At 46.1% G+C, this 22165-nt stretch carries 21 protein-coding genes and 4 riboswitches; of the genes, 6 read left to right on the top strand and 15 right to left on the bottom strand.

The window, feature by feature from the left end; translation table 11 throughout:
- Window positions 1-2 precede the first annotated feature (2 nt).
- The 5 genes from thiO to mtnK all read right to left on the bottom strand — a co-directional run bounded on the left by thiO (window position 3) and on the right by mtnK (window position 4900).
- On the bottom strand, window positions 3-1127 hold the full coding sequence (gene thiO, locus WQ57_RS15485; RefSeq protein ID WP_046524670.1) for a glycine oxidase ThiO: 1125 nt from the start codon (window positions 1125-1127) through the stop codon (window positions 3-5).
- Entirely contained in the window at window positions 1124-1738 is a 615-nt protein-coding gene (tenI, locus tag WQ57_RS15480; RefSeq protein ID WP_046524669.1) for a thiazole tautomerase TenI, read from the bottom strand. Before tenI ends, thiO begins: the two co-directional genes overlap by 4 nt.
- Before the next feature lie 80 nt (window positions 1739-1818).
- Window positions 1819-1948: riboswitch (TPP riboswitch) on the bottom strand.
- Window positions 1949-2033: 85 nt separating this feature from the next.
- Window positions 2034-2306 carry a hypothetical protein gene (locus tag WQ57_RS15475; protein ID WP_046524668.1) on the bottom strand — a complete coding sequence of 91 codons (273 nt, stop codon included), beginning with the start codon at window positions 2304-2306 and terminating at the stop codon, window positions 2034-2036.
- Between the two features lie 375 nt (window positions 2307-2681).
- The gene (mtnA, locus tag WQ57_RS15465) at window positions 2682-3713 is read right to left on the bottom strand and encodes an S-methyl-5-thioribose-1-phosphate isomerase (RefSeq protein ID WP_046524666.1); all 1032 of its coding nucleotides are present in this window, start codon (window positions 3711-3713) and stop codon (window positions 2682-2684) included.
- 2 nt (window positions 3714-3715) lie between these two features.
- Window positions 3716-4900 carry an S-methyl-5-thioribose kinase gene (gene mtnK / locus WQ57_RS15460; RefSeq protein WP_046524727.1) on the bottom strand — a complete coding sequence of 395 codons (1185 nt, stop codon included), beginning with the start codon at window positions 4898-4900 and terminating at the stop codon, window positions 3716-3718.
- A 102-nt stretch (window positions 4901-5002) separates the two neighbouring features.
- Window positions 5003-5160: riboswitch (SAM riboswitch) on the bottom strand.
- A 170-nt stretch (window positions 5161-5330) separates the two neighbouring features.
- Window positions 5331-5433, top strand: a riboswitch (SAM riboswitch).
- Window positions 5434-5524: 91 nt separating this feature from the next.
- Between mtnK and WQ57_RS15455 the strand changes: the two genes are divergently transcribed.
- The 4 genes from WQ57_RS15455 to WQ57_RS15440 are packed head-to-tail and all read left to right on the top strand — an operon-like array spanning window position 5525 to window position 8576.
- The gene (locus WQ57_RS15455; RefSeq protein ID WP_046524665.1) at window positions 5525-6745 is read left to right on the top strand and encodes a 2,3-diketo-5-methylthiopentyl-1-phosphate enolase; all 1221 of its coding nucleotides are present in this window, start codon (window positions 5525-5527) and stop codon (window positions 6743-6745) included.
- On the top strand, window positions 6745-7410 hold the full coding sequence (locus WQ57_RS15450; RefSeq protein WP_046524664.1) for a 2-hydroxy-3-keto-5-methylthiopentenyl-1-phosphate phosphatase: 666 nt from the start codon (window positions 6745-6747) through the stop codon (window positions 7408-7410). The genes WQ57_RS15455 and WQ57_RS15450 overlap by 1 nt, the downstream gene beginning before the upstream one ends.
- A complete protein-coding gene (locus WQ57_RS15445; protein WP_046524663.1) occupies window positions 7407-8027 on the top strand; it encodes a methylthioribulose 1-phosphate dehydratase in 621 nt (206 codons plus the stop codon). The genes WQ57_RS15450 and WQ57_RS15445 overlap by 4 nt, the downstream gene beginning before the upstream one ends.
- 15 nt (window positions 8028-8042) lie before the next feature.
- Entirely contained in the window at window positions 8043-8576 is a 534-nt protein-coding gene (locus WQ57_RS15440) for a 1,2-dihydroxy-3-keto-5-methylthiopentene dioxygenase (protein WP_046524662.1), read from the top strand.
- 243 nt (window positions 8577-8819) lie between these two features.
- Here the strand turns inward: WQ57_RS15440 and WQ57_RS15435 are convergent, their stop codons facing one another.
- From WQ57_RS15435 to WQ57_RS15405, 7 genes are all read right to left on the bottom strand, one after another.
- A complete protein-coding gene (locus tag WQ57_RS15435; RefSeq protein ID WP_046524661.1) occupies window positions 8820-10019 on the bottom strand; it encodes a phosphoglycerate dehydrogenase in 1200 nt (399 codons plus the stop codon).
- A gap of 253 nt (window positions 10020-10272) precedes the next feature.
- A riboswitch (ZMP/ZTP riboswitch) is annotated at window positions 10273-10355 on the bottom strand.
- A 61-nt stretch (window positions 10356-10416) separates the two neighbouring features.
- Window positions 10417-11415 carry a biotin synthase BioB gene (bioB, locus tag WQ57_RS15430; protein ID WP_046524660.1) on the bottom strand — a complete coding sequence of 333 codons (999 nt, stop codon included), beginning with the start codon at window positions 11413-11415 and terminating at the stop codon, window positions 10417-10419.
- A gap of 180 nt (window positions 11416-11595) precedes the next feature.
- On the bottom strand, window positions 11596-12456 hold the full coding sequence (locus WQ57_RS25935; protein WP_064537376.1) for a spore coat protein: 861 nt from the start codon (window positions 12454-12456) through the stop codon (window positions 11596-11598).
- A gap of 191 nt (window positions 12457-12647) precedes the next feature.
- Window positions 12648-13187, bottom strand: a complete 540-nt coding sequence (locus WQ57_RS27430; protein ID WP_064537374.1) for a spore coat protein — start codon at window positions 13185-13187, stop codon at window positions 12648-12650.
- Window positions 13184-13393 (bottom strand): hypothetical protein, encoded by a 210-nt coding sequence (locus WQ57_RS15415; RefSeq protein ID WP_046524659.1) that lies wholly within the window; start codon window positions 13391-13393, stop codon window positions 13184-13186. The genes WQ57_RS27430 and WQ57_RS15415 overlap by 4 nt, the downstream gene beginning before the upstream one ends.
- Window positions 13394-13406: 13 nt before the next feature.
- The gene (locus WQ57_RS15410; protein ID WP_046524658.1) at window positions 13407-13700 is read right to left on the bottom strand and encodes a spore coat protein; all 294 of its coding nucleotides are present in this window, start codon (window positions 13698-13700) and stop codon (window positions 13407-13409) included.
- Window positions 13701-13714: 14 nt separating this feature from the next.
- Window positions 13715-13963 (bottom strand): hypothetical protein, encoded by a 249-nt coding sequence (locus tag WQ57_RS15405; protein WP_084820292.1) that lies wholly within the window; start codon window positions 13961-13963, stop codon window positions 13715-13717.
- Between the two features lie 197 nt (window positions 13964-14160).
- On the opposite strand from WQ57_RS15405, the gene ggt reads away from it, so the two are divergent.
- The gene (ggt, locus tag WQ57_RS15400) at window positions 14161-15900 is read left to right on the top strand and encodes a gamma-glutamyltransferase (RefSeq protein ID WP_156183162.1); all 1740 of its coding nucleotides are present in this window, start codon (window positions 14161-14163) and stop codon (window positions 15898-15900) included.
- Between the two features lie 411 nt (window positions 15901-16311).
- On the opposite strand, the gene WQ57_RS15395 is transcribed toward ggt, so the two are convergent.
- From WQ57_RS15395 to WQ57_RS25730, 3 genes are all read right to left on the bottom strand, one after another.
- The gene (locus tag WQ57_RS15395; protein ID WP_173427567.1) at window positions 16312-17379 is read right to left on the bottom strand and encodes a M14 family zinc carboxypeptidase; all 1068 of its coding nucleotides are present in this window, start codon (window positions 17377-17379) and stop codon (window positions 16312-16314) included.
- Window positions 17380-17649: 270 nt separating this feature from the next.
- Window positions 17650-18969 (bottom strand): ATP-binding protein, encoded by a 1320-nt coding sequence (locus WQ57_RS15390; RefSeq protein WP_046524655.1) that lies wholly within the window; start codon window positions 18967-18969, stop codon window positions 17650-17652.
- A gap of 110 nt (window positions 18970-19079) precedes the next feature.
- Window positions 19080-20543, bottom strand: coding sequence for a PstS family phosphate ABC transporter substrate-binding protein (locus WQ57_RS25730; protein WP_052948783.1), 1464 nt, complete (start codon window positions 20541-20543; stop codon window positions 19080-19082).
- Window positions 20544-20941: 398 nt separating this feature from the next.
- Here WQ57_RS25730 and WQ57_RS15375 point away from each other — a divergent pair, with 398 nt between their 5' ends.
- Window positions 20942-22159, top strand: a complete 1218-nt coding sequence (locus tag WQ57_RS15375; protein ID WP_046524653.1) for a threonine synthase — start codon at window positions 20942-20944, stop codon at window positions 22157-22159.
- The last annotated feature ends 6 nt before the right edge of the window (window positions 22160-22165 follow it).

Below are 22165 nucleotides of genomic sequence, written 5' to 3'. Positions count from 1 at the left end.
CCTTATGTAATAAAAGATGGAAACGAACGGTCCACACGGAATGGCTCAAGTTCTGGCACAGCCTGGCCATCTGCCCATTGGGCGGCAAGCTCACCGGTTATCGGTGAAAGCAAGATGCCATTCCGGAAGTGCCCGGCAGCAATAAAAAGCCCGCGGTACTTGGGATGTTCTCCCAGGTACGGCAAGCCATCCCCAGTCTGCGGACGGATGCCTGCCCATGTGCACTCCAGTTCGGAATCAACGATGGACGGCACAATCCTCCTTGCTTTATCCATCAACGAAAATACTCCTGCCACCGACACCTTTTTATTAAAAGTATGAGGATGTTCGGTCGCCCCGACTATAGTTCTGCCTCCTGCTTTAGGGACGAGGTAGCAGCCCTTTGCAAAGATTGTCTTTTCGAGCAGGGGCCGGGTTGTGACAACCGAGAAGCACTCTCCCTTAACCGGATAAGTATCCAGCACCATGCCGAAATCTTTAAGCAGCTCGGCACTCCAAGCTCCGCTGGCGACAATGACATTTTCGCTGAAGTAGTCACCACAATTGGTTCTGACACCGTTGACCCGATCTTTTTCGATAAGGAAGGTATGGACGGCAGCAAATTCCTTCACTTCCGCTCCTAAAACCGCCGCGGCACTAAAGAAGGCCAATGAAAGCCGGTGAGCCGAAACCTGGCCATCTTTTGGCAGGAACATCGCTCCCAAAACCGAATGTGAGAGCAAAGGCTCGTGATTTTTAACGTCTTCGGCTGAAAGCCAATCCGCTTGTTCACCGTGGCTTCGGTGGATTTCAACTTTCCGTTTCAATTCTTCAGCTTGCTCATCATTCAAGGCAACCTTGAACATCCCCTTGTTGACGAGTTCAATATCCATCCCGCTCAGTTCCTTTAATGCCGCAGCTATATTCGGAAACATCTCCCTGCTTTTTTTGGCTAATGGAAACAGCGGGCTGCTGCTTTCCAATTCTGCCTGGGCCCCCAGCATGCCGGCAGCGGCCCGGGAAGATTCTCCTGCCAGGACATTCTTTTCCAGCAAAAGGACCTTTTTGCCCCTCCTGGCCAAATGAAAGGCGATGCTGCCGCCAATCACGCCTCCTCCAACAATGATAGAGTCATATATATAGGTCATGAATTTCTCCCTCCCAAATACTGACGGTACTCTTTTGCTTTTTGTAAAGGGTTCTCTGCTTCCAGGATACCCGACATTACCGCAATCCCATGTGCCCCTGCCTGAATAACCTCTCTGCAATTGGAAGGTTTTATCCCGCCAATTGCAATAATGGGCAGATTTGTATTCGCTGTAACACACTTTAATTCTTCAAGACCTTTTGGTGCGAGCCCCGGTTTTGAACTTGTCTCGAAGATATGGCCAAAAATTCCAAAATCGGCCCCATCCTGGAAAGCCTCCCTGGCTTCCTTAAGAGAATGGACCGAAGCTCCGACCGCCATCTCCGGGAAGGAATGTTTGACCACCTTCACATCCAAACTGTGAAAAGCAAGCTGGACACCGTATGCTTTCACCGCCCAGGCGACATCCACCCTGTCGTTGATGATGATTTTAGCAGGCGGGATTCCATTTTCGATTAAAAGGGTTACAGCCTGATAGAGCTGCCGTGCACTCAAATGCTTTTCCCTTAGGTGAAAAAAATCAACATATGCCTGGATTTCCTTTGCAATTCTGGCAAACCTCCCGACCGGCTGCCTGCCCGTCGAAATAAGATGCAGTTGTGTTTCCCCCACTTTCAGCCTCCTTTTTGGCAAATAAAAAACCACTTTCCTTATAGCTTAAAGAAAGTGGTTGTATGCTGAATGCTGTCGACATTTTTACGACGCCACTTCCCTCCGCTGGTGCAAACCAGATCAGGTTCTTAGAGTCCCAAAGTCGCACTTTGATCTCAGCCTTTTTGGATAAATGACCATTTATCCGTAAAGGCACCCCTAGTGGTAAATGAACTATTCATTTTTTATTTATCTTTATATTATCATACAATTCTTACATTGAAAGCCCTATTTTGTTTTTGCATGTGCCTAAGACCTAATGGATGGAATATTTGGAAGTTGGAACTGGCTCATAGTAAAATAGTTCAGCTGGCTCCACGGTTGGTTTGGATGTGTTTTCAAGAGATACGTCAGAAGGTTTCTTCCTGGCAGCTATCAGCTTTTTAAAAAGGTAGATTCCCACAATAAGGCCTGCGATATTGAGGGCATCGCCAAAATGAATGGTCAGCTGCAGGGTATTGTTCACTCGGACATCGTTCTGATTATTAGTAACATCTTTTTGGAATTGCGGATTCCATTCAGTTCTCATTTTATAATTCTCCTCACCTGTTTTGTATCAATATATGTACAGGTACACTGTAAAATAATCACTGAATAAAGTTCCCACTAATTTACAGACAACCTATTTTTGGTTAATAAGCGCGATTGGCGCAAATTTTCGTTTTTCCCTTCTCTTTTTTGCGTTAATAGGTTCGATTAGCGCAAATCCCCGCCGTTCCCCTCTCTTTTTTGCGTCAATAGGAAGCGATTGGCGCAAATTCTCCGCCGTCCTTTCCCTTTTTTGCGTCAATAGGAGCGATTGGCACAAATTCTTCACCGTACCCTTCCCTTTTTTACGTCATTAGGAATGATTAGGGTTAGTTCAAAAATCCAAATAAAAAGGACAGGATGACCTGTCCTCTAGTTACTGGATTTTCGCAATATTTTCTTTGTAATCCGGCTTTATAATGCCTTTTTCCGTAATGATGGCCGTGATGTATTCAGCAGGAGTGACATCAAACGCTGGATTGTAGACCTTTGTGTTTTCTGGAGCGATCGCAATTTCACCAAGATGGGTGATTTCACTTGAATTCCGTTCCTCGATTGGAATTTGGGCACCGCTGTCAATGGACAAATCGAAGGTCGAAAACGGGGCAGCCACATAGAATGGTATGTTATAAGACTTAGCGAGGATCGCCAGCCCCAGGGTACCAATTTTATTGGCTGTATCGCCATTTGCCGCAATGCGGTCAGCACCTACGATGATGGCTTCAATTCCTTTTGAATGGATCGTATGGGCGGCCATGCTGTCAGTGATCAGCGTAACGGGGACACCTGATTGCTGCAGCTCCCAAACTGTCAGCCTTGCGCCCTGGTAGACGGGCCGCGTTTCACAGGCAAAAACATCGAACTCTTTTCCCTTTTCAGCACCTAGATGGAATGGCGCCAATGCCGTCCCGTATTTCGCTGTCGCAATTGAGCCCGCATTGCAGATGGTCATCACCCTTCTGCGGTTTTCAAGCAAGGATAATCCAAATTCGCCAATCTTTTTGCAGGTTGCTTCATCTTCAACATGAATCTTGATCGCTTCTTCCAGCAAAAGCGTCTTAGCTCCGTTTACGCTGGTGGAGCTGTGGGCAACGCTCATCAGCCTTTCAAGCGCCCAGAACAAATTAACCGCTGTCGGACGGGAGCTTCCCAGATACCTGAAGTCTTCCTGCAGCAGCTCAAGGAAATCGTCTAGCTTTTCCGTTTCATGACGACTCGCCCCCAAAGCAAGGCCATAGGCAGCGGTAATGCCGATGGCTGGTGCTCCGCGGACCTTCAATTTTACAATGGCATCGAATACTTCTTCTATTGAATTCAGGGTAAGATAAACCATTTCATGGGGCAATTTCTGCTGATCCAAAATAATAAGCTGGTTGTCTTCCCACTTAATGGATGTTGGTACGGACATAATTAATTCTCCTTTAAGAACGTGATGACTTCTTCAATTGCTGTCATTTCATTTCGCTTCAAAATCAGTGCTGTGCCTGTGGCCAAGGCCGTTTTCTTGGCGCTGATGCGCTGTTCACTGTCTTCTATGCCATCAAGGTCTTTCACATGTGAAAGGCCGATGGTGCGGCGAATCAGTTCGCAGCCGGCAAATCCAAGTGTATCACTGAATATTTTTTGGAAATACGCCTCTTTATACCCAGGTACTTTTGCGAATGGTTCAACACTTTCCTTTTCCCATAATTGTGATAATACAGAAGAGAACACATTCCAGGTGTTTTCAATATGATCAAGAACGATTGTCTTCTTCTCTCCTTCTCTTACAATCACTTGAAAGACTAGATTGCCTAAGAACAAACCGATATCAAATCCGATTGGTCCGTAAAAAGCAAATTCGGGGTCAATTACTTTTGTTTCAGTTTCACTCGCAAAGATGCTGCCGCTGTGCAGGTCACCGTGCAGGAGCGCTTCCGCTTCCGTGACAAAACTTTTCTTGAGCTTGGCAGCTTCAAGCCTCAGTTGATTGTTTTCCCATAACCCTTCTACAGCTCCGCGCAATTCCGGCTCAAAGTCATTTGTATCATGATCAAAGAATGGGTCGGTAAAGATTAGGTCTTCGGTAATCTTGCAAAGCTCAGGGTTGGAGAATTCAACGGCCAATGCTTTCTTTTCAAAAGGATGCAGAGCCAAATCGGATGTTGAGAACAGCGTGCGGGCAAGGTATTCCCCGATGTCCCCAGATAGCTTCGGATAAGCTTCTCCATTTATCAGTCCCGTACGGGCAATGGTCAGATGCGATAGATCTTCCATAATGGTTATCGCCAGGTTTTCGTCTGTGGCGTAGACTTTCGGAACGAGATTCGGAACGAATTCGCCGTGTTTTTTTAAGGCGTTCGCTTCAATTGTCGCCCTTTTTAGCGTAAGCGGCCAGCTTTCCCCAACCACCTTGGCATAAGGCAATGCCTGTTTAACGATAACTCCTTTACCTGTTTCCTCATCCCTTATTTTAAAAACATAGTTAAGATTTCCATCGCCGATTTCCTGGCAGGTTACTTGCGCACTCTCCGGAATGATGTTTAGTTCCTTTACCAGCTGTACAGCGGTTTCTTCTGTCAATGCTTCATATTTCTGCTTTTCTAAAATCGCCATGTCCTTCATTCCTTCCATAAAATCATTTATCATTCTGTTTTTTATTGATAGACAGTAAAAAGCCTCTTTCACACTGAAAGAGGCTAAGAATATATTCCTTGCCTCTCATCTCTCAGAAAGAATCCTTTCTGAATGGAATTAGCACCGTGCCTTGCGGGAAAATCCCGGCGCATATTCTCTGCGCCCCGTTTCACAACGGTATTACGGTCGGTTGCTGGGCTTCATCGGGCCAATCTCCCTCCGCCTGCTCTTGATAAGAGTTTCATGTATTCAGATTTCGATGTTTTGCTTGAGGAAAATACTAGCATTGCACTCGTGGTAATGTCAATAACTATTTTTATAAATTTTTAAAAGTGTCCTAGTTGACAGAATAATATTCGCAGTGTGATAATAGCACTTGTATTTAGAAAGCTTCAACAATTGAATTTATTTCTTATCAAGAGCAGGTGGAGGGACGAGCCCGATGATACCCGGCAACCGATCCTTAAAGGACACGGTGCTAATTCTTGCAGCAAGCAGCTGAAAGATAAGAAGAATGGTCATCGAGCAGCCTCTTCTTATTGGAAGAGGTTTTATTTATTTTATGGGCATGGCACATCGCCGTTTCAGCCAGGAGGGTTAACGATGAGTGAAATTACAGCAACGTATCACACGTATACAAAAATAGGACAGGGTGCCAAAAAAGCAGAAGGAATAGCACTTGGTTTGACGATTGGCTCATGGACAGACCTGCCGCTTTTGGAGCAGCAGCAGCTTGCAAAACATAAGGGCCGGGTTGAATCCGTGCAGGAATTCCATCATGACGTCCATCCTGTCCACAAGGATCAAATAAAGGCAGAACTTAAAATTTCCTATCCAACCGCCAATTATTCGGCAGACTTACCGGCAATTCTGACGACGGTTTTCGGAAAGCTTTCATTGGACGGGCAAATTAAATTGATTGATTTATCATTTACACCCGGCTACCTGGAAAACTTCCCTGGTCCCCGTTTTGGAATCGATGGAATCCGCAGTCTGCTAAATGTATATGACCGCCCTCTCGTGATGAGCATTTTCAAAGGAGTCATTGGACGGGACTTGGACTTTCTGACGTCACAGCTTAGGGAACAGGCACTCGGAGGAGTTGACCTTGTCAAGGATGATGAAATCCTGTTTGAGAACCCTCTCACACCATTTGAACAAAGAATCACTGCATCAAAAGAGGTGCTTCAGCAAGTGTATGAGCAAACGGGACATTGTACGCTTTATGCAGTCAATCTAACCGGCCGGACATCACAGCTGCGCGACAAGGCGAGAAAAGCCCGCGAGCTTGGTGCTGATGCTTTGCTGTTCAATGTCCATACATATGGCCTGGATGTACTGCAGGAGCTTGCCGAAGATGATGAAATTAGCCTTCCGCTAATGGCTCACCCTGCATTCAGCGGTGCTTTTACCTCTTCAGTCTTTTATGGACTATCCAGCCCGCTAGCTCTTGGGAAACTGATCCGCTATGCCGGCGCTGACTTCTCCTTGTTCCCGTCACCATACGGCAGCGTCGCGCTTGAAAAATCGGCCGCTTTGGGAATAGGTGTAATGCTTACAGAAGAGGCGCCGCTAAAGCGAAGCTTCCCAGTTCCCTCAGCAGGAATTCACCCTGGGCTTGTGCCACTTTTAATGGAGGACTTTGGGATTGATTCAATCATCAATGCGGGCGGCGGTGTACATGGCCATCCACAAGGCGCTGCAGGAGGCGGAAAGGCATTTCGCCAGGCCGTTGATGCCGTACTTGGCGGGATGACGCTCAGTGATGCGTCGGCGAGACATCCCGAACTTGCGGCTGCGCTTGAATTATGGGGAACAAAGTAATGAAAAAGCCGGTCATTTTTTGTGATTTCGACGGCACGATTACAAACAAGGACAATATCGTCAACATCATGAAGCAGTTCGCTCCTCCGGAAGCGGACGCCATCAAGGACGCCATCCTGGAACAGAAGATAAGCATCCAGGAAGGAGTACAGAAGCTGTTATCCTTGCTTCCTTCGTCGATAAAAGATGAGATTATCTCCTTCGTGCTGCAGGATGCCAAGATTCGCGAAGGCTTTGGTGAATTTGTCGCTTTTGCAAAAAAGCAGCATATTCCACTTTATATTGTCAGCGGCGGCATTGACTTTTTCGTCTATCCCGTACTGGAACCCTTTGGCCCGTTTGAAGGCATTTATTGCAATGAGGCTGATTTCTCCGGTAAGCAGATTTTGATTTCCTACCCTCACCCATGTGATGATTCATGTACAGGCAAGGGGTGCGGCTGCTGCAAGCCAAGCATAATCCGGACAATTGCCGATGAAGGTCACACAACGATTGTCATCGGCGACTCGGTCACAGATATTGAAGCAGCAAAGATGGCTGATATCGTTATCGCCAGGGATTATTTAATTAAGAAGTGTGAAGAATTGGGCATTCCATACGAGCCCTTCTCCACCTTCCATGATTGCATCAGGATCATTGAAAAAGAAATGGAGGTGAAAGTATGAGTGAACTGATTTCCAAGTGGAAGGAGCTCGCCGATATCAAGGATGAACTGGCGGCCCGAGACTGGTTCATGGGAACCAGCGGCAACCTTTCGATTAAGGCGGGAAGCGATCCGCTTCAATTTTTGGTAACGGCCAGCGGCAAAGATAAACGCAAACGGACATCAGAAGATTTTCTTCTTGTGGACGGGGATGGAGTACCTGTTGGTGAAACCCGCTTAAAACCATCCGCGGAAACCCTGCTGCACTGCGCTGTTTACGGGAAAACGCAGGCGGGCTGCAGCCTGCATGTCCATACCGTGGCGAACAATGTAATTTCCGAACTTTACGGTGATAAAGGCGTAGTGGAATTTCAAGGCCAGGAATTGATCAAGGCATTTGACACGTGGGAGGAAGATGCCCTGCTTTCCATACCGATTATTTACAATCATGCGGATATTCCCAAGCTTGCAGACACATTCGCGGAGCATATCTCTGCCGACAAAGGTGCCGTGCTGATCCGGAACCACGGCATTACCGTATGGGGCAGGAGCGGCTTTGAAGCGAAGAAATTGCTTGAAGCATGCGAGTTCCTGTTTCAATATAAAATCACCCTTTTGCAAACAAAACCATTTTTATAAGAGAGGAAGATAACCATGGCAATCATTAAAATTCAGGGATCAGAAGAAACCATTACAGAGCAAAAAGAGGTAGCCGAATTTCTCCAGCAGCAGGAAGTCATCTATGAAAACTGGGATATCAGCAAGCTTTCCGAAAACCTTCGCGAAAAGTTCGACTTAAGCGATGCTGAAAAGGAAGAAATCCTTGAAACGTTCAAAGCAGAAATTGCTGACATTTCCGAGCGCCGCGGCTATAAGGCGGCAGATGTGATTTCCCTTTCCGATTCCAACCCAAAGCTTGATGAACTGCTGAAGAACTTCCAGCGCAAACATCTTCATACCGATGACGAAGTCCGTTATATCGTAAGCGGGCATGGAGTGTTCATCATCAAGGCAACGGACGGGCGCTTCTTTGAAGTACACCTTGACCCAGGTGACCTGATTTCCGTTCCGGAAAACACCGTCCACTATTTCACTCTGGCCGATGACCGCAAAGTCGTTGCCGTCCGTCTTTTCATCACTCAGGAAGGCTGGGTTCCTGTGTACCAGGATGGAGAAGCAAACGCATAAATAAGAAAAGGCAAGACAGCTTTTTAGCTGCCTTGCTTTTTTTATGGCATGCAAACCTTCTCATGATGCCTATTGGAGCCCTTAGAGGGCTGGAATTCCTCTTCCTGGGCACTAATGAAGCCTATTGGTGCCCATGAAGACTCGGCTTCCACTTCCCCGGGTTCCAACAAATAGATGATACCCAAAAAAAGGTGATTCATTCCATGCAGTGAATCACCTTTTAATTGCCAATAATTATTTAGCTCAGATTACGCGGATGCTGACCATTCCATCGATTTGCTGGATTTTGGCGAGCAGCCCCGGAACGGTATCTCCGTTGATTTTATTGTCAATGTCGATCATGGTGTAGGCGTAGTCTCCCCGGCTCCTGTTTACCATGTCGGCAATGTTCAGGTCGTAGCTTGAAATCGCGGATGTGATTTGCCCTACCATGTTTGGCACATTTTTGTGGAACGCGGCCACACGGCGTTTTCCGGTATAAGGCAGTGATGCATTCGGAAAGTTTACCGAGTTTTTAATATTCCCGGTTTCCAGGAATTCTTTGACTTGGCGGGCAGCCATAAGGGCACAGTTTTCTTCCGATTCCTGGGTGGAAGCTCCAAGATGCGGAATTGGCACAGCATTTTTCATTTTCACGACGTTTTCATTTGGGAAGTCGGTGATATACTTGCCAACCGTCCCGGTTTCAAGAGCTTCCCTCATGTCCTCTTCATTTACCAGCTCTCCGCGGGAGAAGTTCAAAATATGGACACCAGGCTTCATGATGCTGAAGGTTTCGCTGTTGAACATTTCCCTTGTGCCATCCGTCAGCGGGACATGTACAGTAATATAGTCACATTTCGCGTACAGTTCTTCAATCGTCATCGCGCGCTGTACATTGCGGGACAGGGCCCAGGCTGTATCGACGGAGATGAACGGGTCGAAGCCGATCACATCCATGTCCAGGTCGAGCGCATCATTTGCTACAAGAGCGCCGATTGCTCCAAGTCCGATGACACCCAATGTTTTTCCCTTGATTTCCTTTCCGACAAATTGCTTTTTGCCCGCTTCGACAAGCTTAGGGATATTCTCTCCCTCATCTGCAAGTGATTTGGTCCAGAAGACTCCGGCAAACAGGTTCCGGGAAGAAGCCATCAGGCAGGTTAGAACCAGCTCCTTTACTGCATTGGCATTGGCGCCTGGAGTATTGAAAACGACAATGCCGTTCTCCGTGCATTTGCTGACAGGAATATTGTTGACGCCAGCTCCTGCTCGGGCGATCGCTTTTAAATTTTCTCTAAAATCCATGTTGTGCATGTTAAAGCTGCGCAAAAGGATGGCATCAGGATTCTCGCTGTCATTATCGACCCTGTAGCTTGCATCGTTGAATACATTCAATCCGCATTGGGCAATATTGTTCAATGTTTTAATGGTCTTCACTTTTCCCAGAGTTGCAGTGCTCATCTTACTCTCCCCTTTTCCTGTTCTCGCATCATAGTATAGTCTAAAAGCTATTATCGATAAATCTGAATAAATAATAAATTATCACTAAATAACATGTAAGTAAACCTTTAAAAAAACCGTAAGCGCATACATCCTTAAAATTCTAATAAATCGCCATTTTTGCCTTATATATATTGTTTTCCAGACCCTTTTCCCGCCGCTTTGCTGTAGCATACCCCCTTAAAAGCACAAAGAGGCAAGGGATGGACTCCCTTACCTCTGCCCAGGCGAACGGCTTTGCTCCGATGCAATGTGCTCCCTTGCGGTTATCCGCTCTCGCCAGTCACACACGGCCATTTCTTTTTTTACATCATACCAGATAATTCAAGAAGGAACAAGGACCAGAATTTCCGAGCTTTTAAGCCAGGCTGGCTTTCATTTCCTCGACGGATTCAATTTCAAAGCCGAGGTCGCGGAGCATTCTGTAGTCCTCGCTTTCCTCCTGGCCAGCGGTCGTCAAGTAATCGCCGACAAAGACAGAGTTGGCCGCAAACAAGCCAAGCGGCTGCAGGGACCGGAGGTTGACTTCCCGGCCGCCTGAAATGCGGATTTCCTTTGTGGGATTGATAAAGCGGAAAAGGGCGAGCACTTTTAAACAATATAACGGATTTAACTCTTTTGTTCCTTCCAATGGAGTGCCATCAATGGCATGCAGGAAATTTACAGGAATCGAATCAGCATCAAGGGCTTTTAAACTCGACGCCATATCCACTACATCCTGCCTTGTCTCTTTCATGCCGACAATCACCCCGGAACATGGCGACATTCCTGAAGCTTTTACCATCCCGACAGTATTGACACGGTCATCATAGGTGTGCGAAGTAGTGATATTGGCATGGTTGCTTGCTGATGTGTTGATGTTATGGTTGTATCTGTCCACACCGGCTTCTTTCAAGCGCAACGCTTGCTCAGGCTTTAAAATGCCAAGGCAGGCACAAACCTTTAAACCATATGAATCTTTAATTTCCTTAACAGCCTCAACAACCTTGTCGACGTCGCGGTTGGATGGTCCTCTTCCGCTAGCAACAATGCAATAGGTGCCAACATTCATTTCGTAGGCGCGTTTTGCTCCTTCAACGATTGTCTCTTTATCTACCATTCTATATTCTGTAATCGGCGCTGTGCTGATTGATGACTGCGAACAATAGCCGCAGTTCTCCGGACAAAGGCCGGATTTGGCATTCATGATCATGTTCAGCTTCACCTTTTTCCCAAAATAACGTTTGCGGATTTGAAAAGCCGCATGCATTAGCGGCAGGATATCATCATCAGGACAATCCAGAATGCCTAGGGCCTCCTCATTTGATATTTCATTTCCCGCTATTACTTGCTCTGCAAGCACCATCCAGTTGCTCATTTCACAACCTCCAATTAGCCTCATTTTTTTATGTAATTTGTGTTAACTAAAAACTATATAAGGTTTACATAAAAGATTAAAATATTTTGTATATTTTGTCAATAAATATCCTTAGTTAGGTCATAACTGTAAGAGAACAGTACAAAAAAGGGACAGACCATCTGTCCCCTTTCTGTCATATTAGTGGGAGCCGCGGTATTGCTGCATTCCCTGCTGGCTTCCGGGTTTTATGCCTCCTGAAAACATATGGCCATAATCAGACAGCGTTTGTTTCGGTGGCTGATTGGCTTGCTGCCCCATCATCCCTGCCGATCCTGTTCTGTTCATATAGGAAACATTGTTGTGAGTATTCTGAGTCATCTGTTGCCCCTGAAGATGCTGGGAAGCTGTTGATCCTGTTTGCCCCATATGCTGGCTCGTGTTCATGAACGCCATTGCTGACTGGTCATAGCCCTGGCTCTGGCCCGGATTTACAGCATACTGGGCTTTTAAAGATTCTCCTGAAGGCTGGTAGCTGTGCAGGTAGGTTTTCGCTGTATGGTCTTTGATTTTAGGGACCTGGTAGAGGCCCTGGTTATTCATGTATAAAAATACTTCATAGGCTTGGTTGGAGCAATTGACTGCACTATTTACAAGCATTTGCCGAAGGTTTGGATCAGCCATTTCCAGCGATGCCTTCATGCTGTTATTTGCGCTGTTCTTATGGCAAAGAAGCATCGCGGAAGCTACCTCAAAATCATTTAATGAAGCATTGGTTTCAGGCGCCACCATCGTTGGATTGTTCAGTCCATACTGGATTTGTTCCGGCCTTACCTGGCTGATATTCGTATTTGCAGGTACTGGCGAGAATGTATGGTAATCATGTGTGTAGGCGACAATTGCGTCATAGGATTCAATGGCAGCCTGGAGATGACGGGTAATCATTTCTTTGAGCTCCGGATTCTTTGTCTGCGTCGCATAAAGGTTGAAATGACTGATCGCATTCACTTTTTCATTCAGAATTTCATGAATCTCCATGGCTTCATGGGCACCAAATGGCATAGATAACACTCCTTTTTTTGTTTTCCAAACAAGTGTATTATCGTCTCCCTGACGGCTTTGTATGTGCCCCCAAAAAGGATTGGCAGAGTGTAAAATTTGGCATGGAAATTGCTCACTTCCTTATGTATAACAGCAAAATGAAAAGGACCCAAGATGCATCATCTTGCTGGTCCTTTTAAACGGTGACGGCTCTACTGTAAATTCTGTGAATCATTAGGATTTGGGTGTTGAGCGACAACCTGATTATGGTAGTGACTTTGGTTTTGATTTTGGTTTTGGACGAAGCCCTGGTCCTGATTTTGACTGTTCATGCTTTGTCGCTGGTTCTGGCCTTGGTTCTGGCCTTGGTTCTGGCCCATACCATTCTGGTTCATGGCATTTTGTCCCATACTGTTCTGGCCCTGGTTCTGGTTTTGGTTTTGGCCCTGGTTTTGGTTCTGGGCGAGGCTTGATGCCGTTGCTGCAGCCTGCAAATCAACGCCAAGCTGTTTGGCTAGGTCGTTTGGATAATAAAACCCTTTTGATACCATATAATCGGTTATTTCCTGATGCTTATCAATCGAATCATTTAAATACTGGGTCAGCGTTTCCCTGACTTCCGGGGTATGGGATTCTGCAATGGCAGCGGCCAGCATTTTAATATCGGACTTTACTGCAAATAAAAAATCCGTCGCAATGACCTGGTTCGTCATGCCGCCCATCCCCGCCATATTTTGCATAAACTGGTTCAAGATTGCGCCCCCCTGTCGGTAATGAACTGCTGGAGCCTGTTGATTTGCTTTGATGTTTTATCAATATCTCTTGAGAGGATCCTGCCAAGCTCCTCATCCTGGACCAAAGCGTTCATGGAAGAACTTTTGGTCAGGCACAGGTTTTTGAACATCATGATTTCGTGCAAATCCAGTGTCTCATGATAACCCATATATTGTGTCGCCATGTAACTTCCTCCTTTAATGTGTCAACCCCAGGGTGGATTGAGTTGCCTGAAGATCAACCCTGATTTGCTCGTCGATGTCATGCGGGTGATAGTATCCTTTGGATATCATATACTTGCTGATTTGGTCATGGGCATAGATAGCTCTGTTAAGGTGGTCACGAAGTGTCGATTTTAACTCCGGAGTGGCCGTTTCGGTAATGGCTGCGGCATACCCAAGTATCGCCGATTTCGAAGACAATAAAAATTCTGTGGCAATTGCCTGGTCATTCATTTGCTGATTCTGCTGCTGGCTTTGCTGTCCGTACATCAGTATCCCTCCTTTTATGATAGGTAACCTTGCAGTTCTTGTACCTCTTTTCTAGCCGCTGTCAAATCTGCTGAAAGAATCGTCTTTAGCGCTTCATCCTGTGCAGCTGCACTCAAGGCCGCAGCTTTTGCCAAGCAGGAATTTTTAAATATCATGAGTTCATGCAGTTCAAGCTTTTCGTGGATACCTAAATTATTGTCCATTTCTTCACCCCTTTTCTCCAAAAATCCTTCATTATATTGCGCAGACATTCCGGTTTTCATGCACCGACTATCTTGTGCATGCCTTTCAAAAGTCCCAGACGATTTAGAAATACAAGGAAGAAAGACTCAAAATTCAGAATATTATAACCAAATACTTGCTATCTTCCTATGCTTTTCTTAACGTAGTACTTGTAGGGATTACTAGATTAGGAGGGATGAATGTGAGAAATGTATTACGTGCAAGTTTTTCGGTTTTCATGATGGTGCTCTTGTTAATCGGGACTCTTCCTCTTGCAGGGCAAGCCAAGAAGCCGGAAGTTGATTACAGCCAGTATAACCAGGTGGATGTTGGCAAAGACGGCATGGTTGCCACCGCCCATCCGCTTGCTTCTGAAATTGGGGCAGACGTGCTGAGAAAAGGCGGAAACGCTATTGATGCTGCTGTGGCCATCCAGCTTGCCTTAACGGTCGTTGAGCCAATGATGTCTGGAATTGGCGGAGGCGGCTTCATGATGGTCCATGATGGCAAAACAAAAGAAACAACCATCATCAACAGCCGCGAGCGTGCCCCAGCAGGTGCGACTCCTGATATGTTCCTTGATGAAAACGGCAACCCCATTCCATTTGTGACTAGATCCACTGGCGGGACAGCAGTTGGGGTTCCCGGAACTTTAAAAGGTCTTGAAACGGCACTTGAAATGTGGGGAAGCCGCCCTCTTGAACAATTGATTGGACCTGCGATCAAGCTGGCTGATAAAGGTTTCCCTATTGAATCGGTTCTGGCTGATGCGATTAGGGACAATCAAGGGAAGCTTGGAAGAACAGCGGCGGGAGAAGTTTTCCTGCCGAATGGAAAGCCTCTTCAGGAAGGCGACCTGCTTGTCCAGGAAGACCTGGCGAAAACGCTTAAGCTGATCCGGGCAAAAGGCACAGATGCTTTCTATAATGGCGAAATCGCCGAGGCACTTGCCGAGACCGTTCAAGACTTTGGCGGGTCAATGGAGGTTTCTGATTTGAGCCAGTATGATGTCACAATTGATGACCCAATATGGGGAGACTATCAGGGCTATAAGATCGCCAGCATGCCTCCTCCTAGCTCAGGCGGGGTTTTTCTCCTTCAAATGCTGAAAATCCTTGATGATTACAACCTGTCTCAATATGATGTCCGCTCTGTTGAAAAATATCATTTGCTTGCAGAAGCCATGCATCTTGCCTATGCGGACCGTGCAGCGTATGCCGGAGACCCTGAATTTGTCAGTGTACCGCTAAATGGCTTGCTTCACCCTGACTATATTAAGGAGCGCCAGGCCCTCATCTCCATGGATAAAGCCAATCAGAATGTGACAGCCGGGGATCCATGGAAATATGAACAGGGCAGCGCCAACTACCAGGCGGCCAAACAGCCTAATGACCGTGCCATCGGGGAAACCACCCACTTCAGTGTGACAGACAGATGGGGAAATGTTGTCTCTTATACCACCACAATTGAACAGGTATTTGGAACTGGCATCATGGTTCCAGGATACGGATTTATGCTGAACAATGAGTTGACCGACTTTGACGCCGTTCCTGGCGGGGCCAATGAAGTCCAGCCAAACAAGCGGCCATTGAGCAGCATGACTCCAACCATTGTGTTTGACGGGGACCGCCCAGTCCTGACCGTCGGTTCACCAGGCGGCCCGACGATTATTACATCCGTCCTGCAAACGATTCTCCATGCAATCGAATACGATATGGAACTGCAGGCCGCAATCGAGGAACCTCGCATCTACACAAACTCGACAACTTCATACCGTTATGAAGCAAATATCCCTGCCGGTGTAATCAGTACGCTGAACGCCATGGGCCACCGCTTTGGCCCAAGCCCAACGGTTATTGGAAACGTCCAAAGCATTCAAATTAATGAAGATGGTACTTTTAAGGGTGTTGCCGACTCAAGCCGGAATGGAGCCGCAATTGGCATCGACCTTAATGGAAAAAGGAAGGGACAGCAATAAGGCAAGGGCGTATAAGAATGTAGTGATAAAAACAGAAAAAAAGCTTCTGTGATAAAAGAACGTTGATTTAACTCTGATGATGTAAAATAAACGGAAAACTTCCGCTTATATTGGGAAATACCATCATTTCCCGTAATATAAGGGGAGTTTTTCCTTTTATATTCATATAATCCGTAGATTTAGTCAAAAATAGAGTGGTGTAAGCGGAATAAATCCGCTTATTTTGCTTTTTTTGGCCCTCCTACATACCATAACCGGAATTTATCCGCCTATGAATTCCTTACCTAGACGCATTAATAAACAAACAAAAAATGCAGTCCAATTCAAACACGAATTGGACTGCATTTTTGTGTGATGATTAAGATTCCCTACTCGAAAACCTACCAGTATGATTCAAAGCCGGGGTTTGTCTTATTCGTCAGCTTCGGCTTCTTCTTCACCAGGCAGGTTCCGCTGGTTAGGAAGCGTATCCCAAAAACTTGTGTCCGCCTCTTCAATGGAACCATCCGCAATCGCTCTTACTGTGGAATCCAAAGTAAGGATGGTTTGTTTGATTAGGTAGCCATTGCTCTTCTGCCCAAGTGCATACGATTCAATGTAATGGTCCGACATGCCGCGCATTTCAAACAGAAGCGTGGAAATATCGTAGCGAACGGCCGCGCCATTACGTCCGATATTATCTGTATTGCCGCCTACATATTTGCCAATATGTCCCCAGCCAGTGGACTGCAGGGTATTGTAGACAATTGATCCTAGCTTCTTGGAGCCTTCTAGAACCTCAGGATCCACATTTGGACTTGTCGGATAAAGGATTGATCCTGAAACCAGCTTGCCATCCACCGCACTGCGTGTCCCTTGGTGATGCAGGTCAATCATATAGTCGATATCATATTTCTGGAAAACATTTTCATGCAGGTGCCTTACTTCAACTTGCATCTCGCTTGTCGCCTTATCATGTTCACGGTTCAAGTCGACATTGTTCGCATTGTAACGTGTCAAGTGGCGGTCGCCATCAGCAAGATAGTTATCAAGCGAGAAGTTCACATCGCCCATTGCTCCATCGGCATTCAGCATCGGAATGACGAGGATATTGACATTTTCCAGAACTCCCTTTGTTTTGCCAGTGCCAAGATGCTTGATGAATTCAAGAGCACCTTCAGTGGTGAGCTGTTCATTTCCGTGCTGCTGAGTCAAAAACAGGATGGTAGGATTGGCTGGATTGGAGATGTACTTTGCCATGTAGATGTCACGGCCTTTGACCGTCTGGCCGATTACCTCAAGGTCCAATGCCGACTGCTTCGCTTCCTGAGTCTTAAGGAAATCCACCATGCTGTCATATGTATGGAGTATCGATGTTTGGATGGCGCCATTCCCCGCATCCGGGCCGTTGCCTACAGCTCCTGCCGGAAGAGCCACTGCCGTCACTCCGCCTAACGCCAATAAACTTGCCAACGAGGCTGAAAGCACTTTCTTTTTCATGTTCATGAACATACCCCCTCTAATTATTAAGGTTCCAAAGAACCCCCTATCTATTATTCTAAACAGCTATGAAGCATAAATTAATAGAGTAAGATGCCTATTCTTTAGACAAATTTCGAAATCCGAAAAAAGTAATAAACTACTAGTTTAAGAAACGGAATGACTTTAATACTGTCGAAATATTCCGCCTATGGTCCTATAACGGGTACGCAATCTCACTCTCAGCAGTTTAATTAGGATTAAAGACCCGCAAATAAAAAAGAATCCCAGTTAAGAGATTCTTTTATCCGCGAACCCGTCATGCGGAATAGGCAAAATGACTTCAAATGTGGTCCCATAGCCCTCTTCGCTTGTGATGTGTATTTTCCCTTTATGGTTTTCAATAATTTTAAAACAGATGGTCAACCCTAAGCCTGTCCCCTTTTCCTTGGTAGTATAAAACGGCCGCCCTACCCTCTTCATGATGTCTTGTGGAATTCCCGGACCCTCGTCTTTTATATAGATGGAAAGATAGTCCCGATCCCTTATTGGAATAATTCGGATCTTTCCTCCATCACTCATAGCTTCGATTGCATTCTTGATAATATTGATGAAGACCTGCTTAAGCTGATTTTCCTCTCCATATATCCAAAAAGGAGCCTCAATAGCACCCCGTTCCAATTCGATGCTTTTCATGTTGGCCTCCGTGCTCATTAAAGCGATTACATGATCTAGCGTTCTGCTGAAATCAATTTTTTTGAAAGAAATGGCCTGCGGCTTGGATAAAATCAGCATTTCTCCAAGGACAAGTTCGATCCGCTTCATTTCCGAAAAGATGACTTCCAAATATTCATCACTCAGTTCCTTTCGTTCCCTCAAAAGCTGAAGAAAGCCCGAGATAGAAGTTAAGGGATTCCTGACTTCATGTGCGATTGCAGCAGACATCTGTGCAATCACACTCAGCTTGTCCGATTGGATGGCCAAATTTTCATTCAGTTGCAGCATTTCACTTTCAGCTGCTTTTCTTTTTGATATTTCGGTCAAGGTACCAACAATTGAAGCAAGCTTACCATGCTGGCAATATGAAAATTTTGCGTTGATTTCAACCCAAACAAAACCGCCTTCTTTTTTTCGCAAGCGAACTTCTTCCCGAATGAAGAACATCCTGTTTTCAATCTTGGCTGAATAGTTATCCTTGATCCGTTCCTGGTCCCCCGGGTAAATGTATGCAAGCCAGCTCTGCCCTACACTCTCGTTGACCTCAAATCCGGTAAATGTTTCCCAGACTGTATTTAAAAGGACAATCCTGCCTTGTCCATCTGTTTCAAAGACCACTTGAGTCAAATTATCCACAACATAATTGATGGAGTTCAACAGATTCATATGCTTTTCTTCACTAAGCTTTAATTCGTCCACCAGAGACTTCGATTTATCGTAATAGGCCGCAAGCCACCAGACAACTGCCAGAATGCCCAGGGTAAAAGAGGTGTCCAATACAGGATTATAGGCATACTGATTGTAGCTGTAGTAAATGAAATTCCACAGTGATATCACTGCGAGGAAGGTTGTGGCTGCAATAATTCTTCCCCGATAGTTTACGAGCCTCCGCACTAATTTCTCATCCCTTTTTTTTCAATAATATACCTTATTTTTACAAGTATAGATAGACTGATTTACAGGGTTGGAGTCAAATTATTTTTCCGGTAAGGGCTGACTGCTCCCTACTCGCTTTTTATCAGCGGTATATATCCTGTTTCTTCGACTAGCTTCTGCCCCTGGGGCCCTTGCATCCACCCCAGGAGCGGCTGAACGGTTTCCTTCGGATTGTCCTTAAGTGTTACCGCGTATAAATGGACAGCAAGCGGATAGTGTCCGCTGGCAATGTTTTCGGGTGAAGGTTCAACTCCATCGATTTCCAGAAGCTTGATTTCCTCGCTCGGATTCATACCGGTGGTAAAGAACCTGAACGAATAGCCAATGGAGTTTTTATCATTTCGATAGCTTGCTACTTCCTCCATGATATCGCCCATTCCGGCAATCTCCTCCTTTAGCGGCTCCATCAGGGGTGTGTCTCCCATGAAAATTTCCATGACGGTCTGGCTGCCGGAATTGGCCGGCCGCTGGAATGCCCGTATTTTTTCATCGGGACCGCCTGCCTCGTTCCAATTAGTCAGCTTTCCGGAATAAATGGAACGTATTTGGTCCGCAGTAAGGCCTGATAAAGGATTTTTTTGATTGACAAAAAATACGAAAGCTTCCTTGCCAATTGGGGTCATCACAAGTTCCTTGCCCGCATTTTTGGCAAGCTGCTGCTGCTCGGGGGAAGGCTGCGCGCCGAAAAAGATATCAACCTCCCCGGAGACGAGGCGCTCAAATGCATAGATGGTATTTGTAAAGCTGACAATTTCAAAGCCGTCCGGCGTGACATTGACATTGGTGATGTCCTCATATGTCGCGTTGGCAAACGCCGCATACACAGGATAAGCCGCTTCCGCCCCATCAAGAACCGGCATTTCGGAAGCCTGTTCAATTGTGAGACTGGCTTTTTCACTCAACTTGGGAAGAATGTTTTCCTTGTTGTCAATATAGTAAGGAGTCAGGTCCACGCTAGAGTACCCATTGCCATAGGCAAAACCATAGGATGGCAGAACCGTTTTACTGCGCTCCCACATTACTCCCCAGCTGACAGAAAGCAAAATGAGAAGGACGGAAAGTCCAAGACTGATAATTCCTTTATTAAGCTTTACCTTTGCGGGATGGCGGCGCTCACCAAGGAAGAAACCGATAAGGAAGAGAGTATAGTAAAGAAAAGGTGCCAAAAATATAAACATGAACTCACTGTTCAATGCAGAGAAAAAACTGTTTGGCAGGAACGGGAAAAAAACAAAGACAAAGATTGCCCAAGCATCGTGGCCGAAAAACCCTTTTGTGACAAGCATTAGGATGGCAGCCATAAAAGCAGTGATCAAGACTGGTAGATAGGCAGGAAGATAACGGCGCCAGAAGGACGTCTTTCCTCCGCTGTTTTTTCCATAATGAATCCCTGCAGCCAGGCCGGAAGCTGCATAGATGGCTAGCAGGAGAAACCTTCCTGCATTTCCCAGTATCATGGGCAGAAAAAGTCCAATAAACGAAATCAGCAGCGGTGTAACCAACAAATGAAGCAAATAATAACTTCTTTTCATTTTTATTCCACCTTCCTCGTTATAGTGTAATTTTACACCAAAAACACCAATAGGTAAATACTAATTGGATAAATATGGACAATTCTCGTTTGCAAGGCCCTGCTCTCTGCGGCTTCCGGGAGCGCCATCCCAGCAGTAATTGGCAATCTGCTTATAGGAAGCATCATTAATGCACCTGATTTAAGTCCTTCGGCGACAAAGCCTAGTTGACAAGTAGGAATACTAATATTAACCTTATTGAATAGAAGGAACTGCCAAATACCGCTGATCGGAAAACCGAAGGCAATGACAGACACCGAACATGGGATGAGCCAACGATAGACTCAGCCCCCGTGGGGAGAAAGGATACATATTTGGTTTTGTCCAAAAAATATATTCATATTATAGGAGGTTATTGTATGTCCTTCAGTTATCTGACCCATCTTGAATGTCCCAAATGCCATGAAGAGTATTCACCGGACGAGGTGCAGCAGCTTTGCCATTGCGGATCCCCATTGCTGGTCCGCTATAATCTTGAGGAAGCAAAAGCAAATTTCACAAAAGAAACACTGGCCAGCCGCGAAAACAGTCTCTGGCGCTACCATGAAGTCCTGCCGGTTAAAAACCCCGGCAATGTAGTCACACTGGGAGAGGGCATGACCCCTTTTGTCCAAATGGAAAAGCTGGGCCAACACATCGATGTTCCAAATTTGTTTATAAAAGACGAAGGCATCATCCCCACGGGTTCATTTAAGACCAGAGGAGCAAGCGTAGGCATCTCTAAAGCAAAGGAAATTGGCGTTAAACAGCTTGCCATGCCTACAAACGGAAACGCCGGTGCTGCCTGGGCTTTATACTCTGCGCGGGCAGGGATCAAGGCAACGATTGTGATGCCAGTTGACGCACCAACCATCACCCGTAAAGAAGTGGCCGTATCCGGAGGCGATCTCCACCTTGTGAACGGCTTGATTAGCGATGCTGGCAAAATTGTCGGCCAGCTTGTAAAAGAACAAGGCATTTATGATGCTTCCACTCTTAAGGAGCCGTATCGCATTGAAGGAAAGAAAACGATGGGCTATGAAATACTGGAGCAGATGAACTGGGAAGTTCCTGATGTCATTCTCTACCCTACTGGCGGAGGCGTCGGGCTGATCGGCATTTATAAAGCCATTCTCGAACTGAGAGAGCTCGGCTGGATCAAGGATGATAAGCTCCCCCGCCTTGTTGCCGTCCAGGCTGAAGGCTGTGCACCGATAGTCAAGGCTTGGGAAGAAGGCAAAACAGAATCAGAGTTTTGGGAGAACTCCGAAACAAGCGCGTTTGGCATCAATGTGCCCAAGGCATTGGGAGATTTCCTCGTCCTTGAAGGCATTTATGCGACGAATGGATGTGCGATTGCGGTTTCCGAAAATGATATTACAGCTGCGCAAAAAGAAATTGCCCGGTTTGAAGGGAATTTCATTTGCCCTGAAGGAGCGGCAACCTTTGCTGCAGCCAGGATCCTGCGGGAAAAAGACTGGATCAAGGCTGATGAAACGGTCATCTGCCTGAACACAGGGGCAGGCATCAAATACCCGGAAACCGTGGACATTGAAAATTTGCCGCTGCTGCAGCCTGGTGAAGCCATCAAAAACTAAAGGAGG

Origin of the sequence: Mesobacillus campisalis, assembly GCF_000986785.1 — a bacterium.
Lineage (GTDB): Bacteria > Bacillota > Bacilli > Bacillales > Cytobacillaceae > Mesobacillus_B > Mesobacillus_B campisalis.
The sequence above is the reverse complement of the archived record's forward strand: the minus strand, read 5'-3'. Positions and strand labels throughout refer to the sequence as shown.

Coding starts and splice junctions, on each gene's coding strand:
- WQ57_RS15410 (WP_046524658.1), bottom strand. CDS start 13,700: ATGTACGGACAGCAAAGCCAGCAGCAGAATCAGCAAATGAATGACCAG.
- WQ57_RS15395 (WP_173427567.1), bottom strand. CDS start 17,379: ATGAAAAAGAAAGTGCTTTCAGCCTCGTTGGCAAGTTTATTGGCGTTA.
- WQ57_RS15475 (WP_046524668.1), bottom strand. CDS start 2,306: ATGAGAACTGAATGGAATCCGCAATTCCAAAAAGATGTTACTAATAAT.
- WQ57_RS15450 (WP_046524664.1), top strand. CDS start 6,745: ATGAAAAAGCCGGTCATTTTTTGTGATTTCGACGGCACGATTACAAAC.
- mtnK (WP_046524727.1), bottom strand. CDS start 4,900: ATGGCGATTTTAGAAAAGCAGAAATATGAAGCATTGACAGAAGAAACC.
- WQ57_RS15405 (WP_084820292.1), bottom strand. CDS start 13,963: ATGAAAACCGGAATGTCTGCGCAATATAATGAAGGATTTTTGGAGAAA.
- WQ57_RS15435 (WP_046524661.1), bottom strand. CDS start 10,019: ATGAGCACTGCAACTCTGGGAAAAGTGAAGACCATTAAAACATTGAAC.
- WQ57_RS15455 (WP_046524665.1), top strand. CDS start 5,525: ATGAGTGAAATTACAGCAACGTATCACACGTATACAAAAATAGGACAG.
- WQ57_RS15440 (WP_046524662.1), top strand. CDS start 8,043: ATGGCAATCATTAAAATTCAGGGATCAGAAGAAACCATTACAGAGCAA.
- ggt (WP_156183162.1), top strand. CDS start 14,161: ATGATGGTGCTCTTGTTAATCGGGACTCTTCCTCTTGCAGGGCAAGCC.
- mtnA (WP_046524666.1), bottom strand. CDS start 3,713: ATGTCCGTACCAACATCCATTAAGTGGGAAGACAACCAGCTTATTATT.
- thiO (WP_046524670.1), bottom strand. CDS start 1,127: ATGACCTATATATATGACTCTATCATTGTTGGAGGAGGCGTGATTGGC.
- bioB (WP_046524660.1), bottom strand. CDS start 11,415: ATGAGCAACTGGATGGTGCTTGCAGAGCAAGTAATAGCGGGAAATGAA.
- WQ57_RS25935 (WP_064537376.1), bottom strand. CDS start 12,456: ATGCCATTTGGTGCCCATGAAGCCATGGAGATTCATGAAATTCTGAAT.
- WQ57_RS15415 (WP_046524659.1), bottom strand. CDS start 13,393: ATGGCGACACAATATATGGGTTATCATGAGACACTGGATTTGCACGAA.
- WQ57_RS25730 (WP_052948783.1), bottom strand. CDS start 20,543: ATGAAAAGAAGTTATTATTTGCTTCATTTGTTGGTTACACCGCTGCTG.
- WQ57_RS15375 (WP_046524653.1), top strand. CDS start 20,942: ATGTCCTTCAGTTATCTGACCCATCTTGAATGTCCCAAATGCCATGAA.
- WQ57_RS15445 (WP_046524663.1), top strand. CDS start 7,407: ATGAGTGAACTGATTTCCAAGTGGAAGGAGCTCGCCGATATCAAGGAT.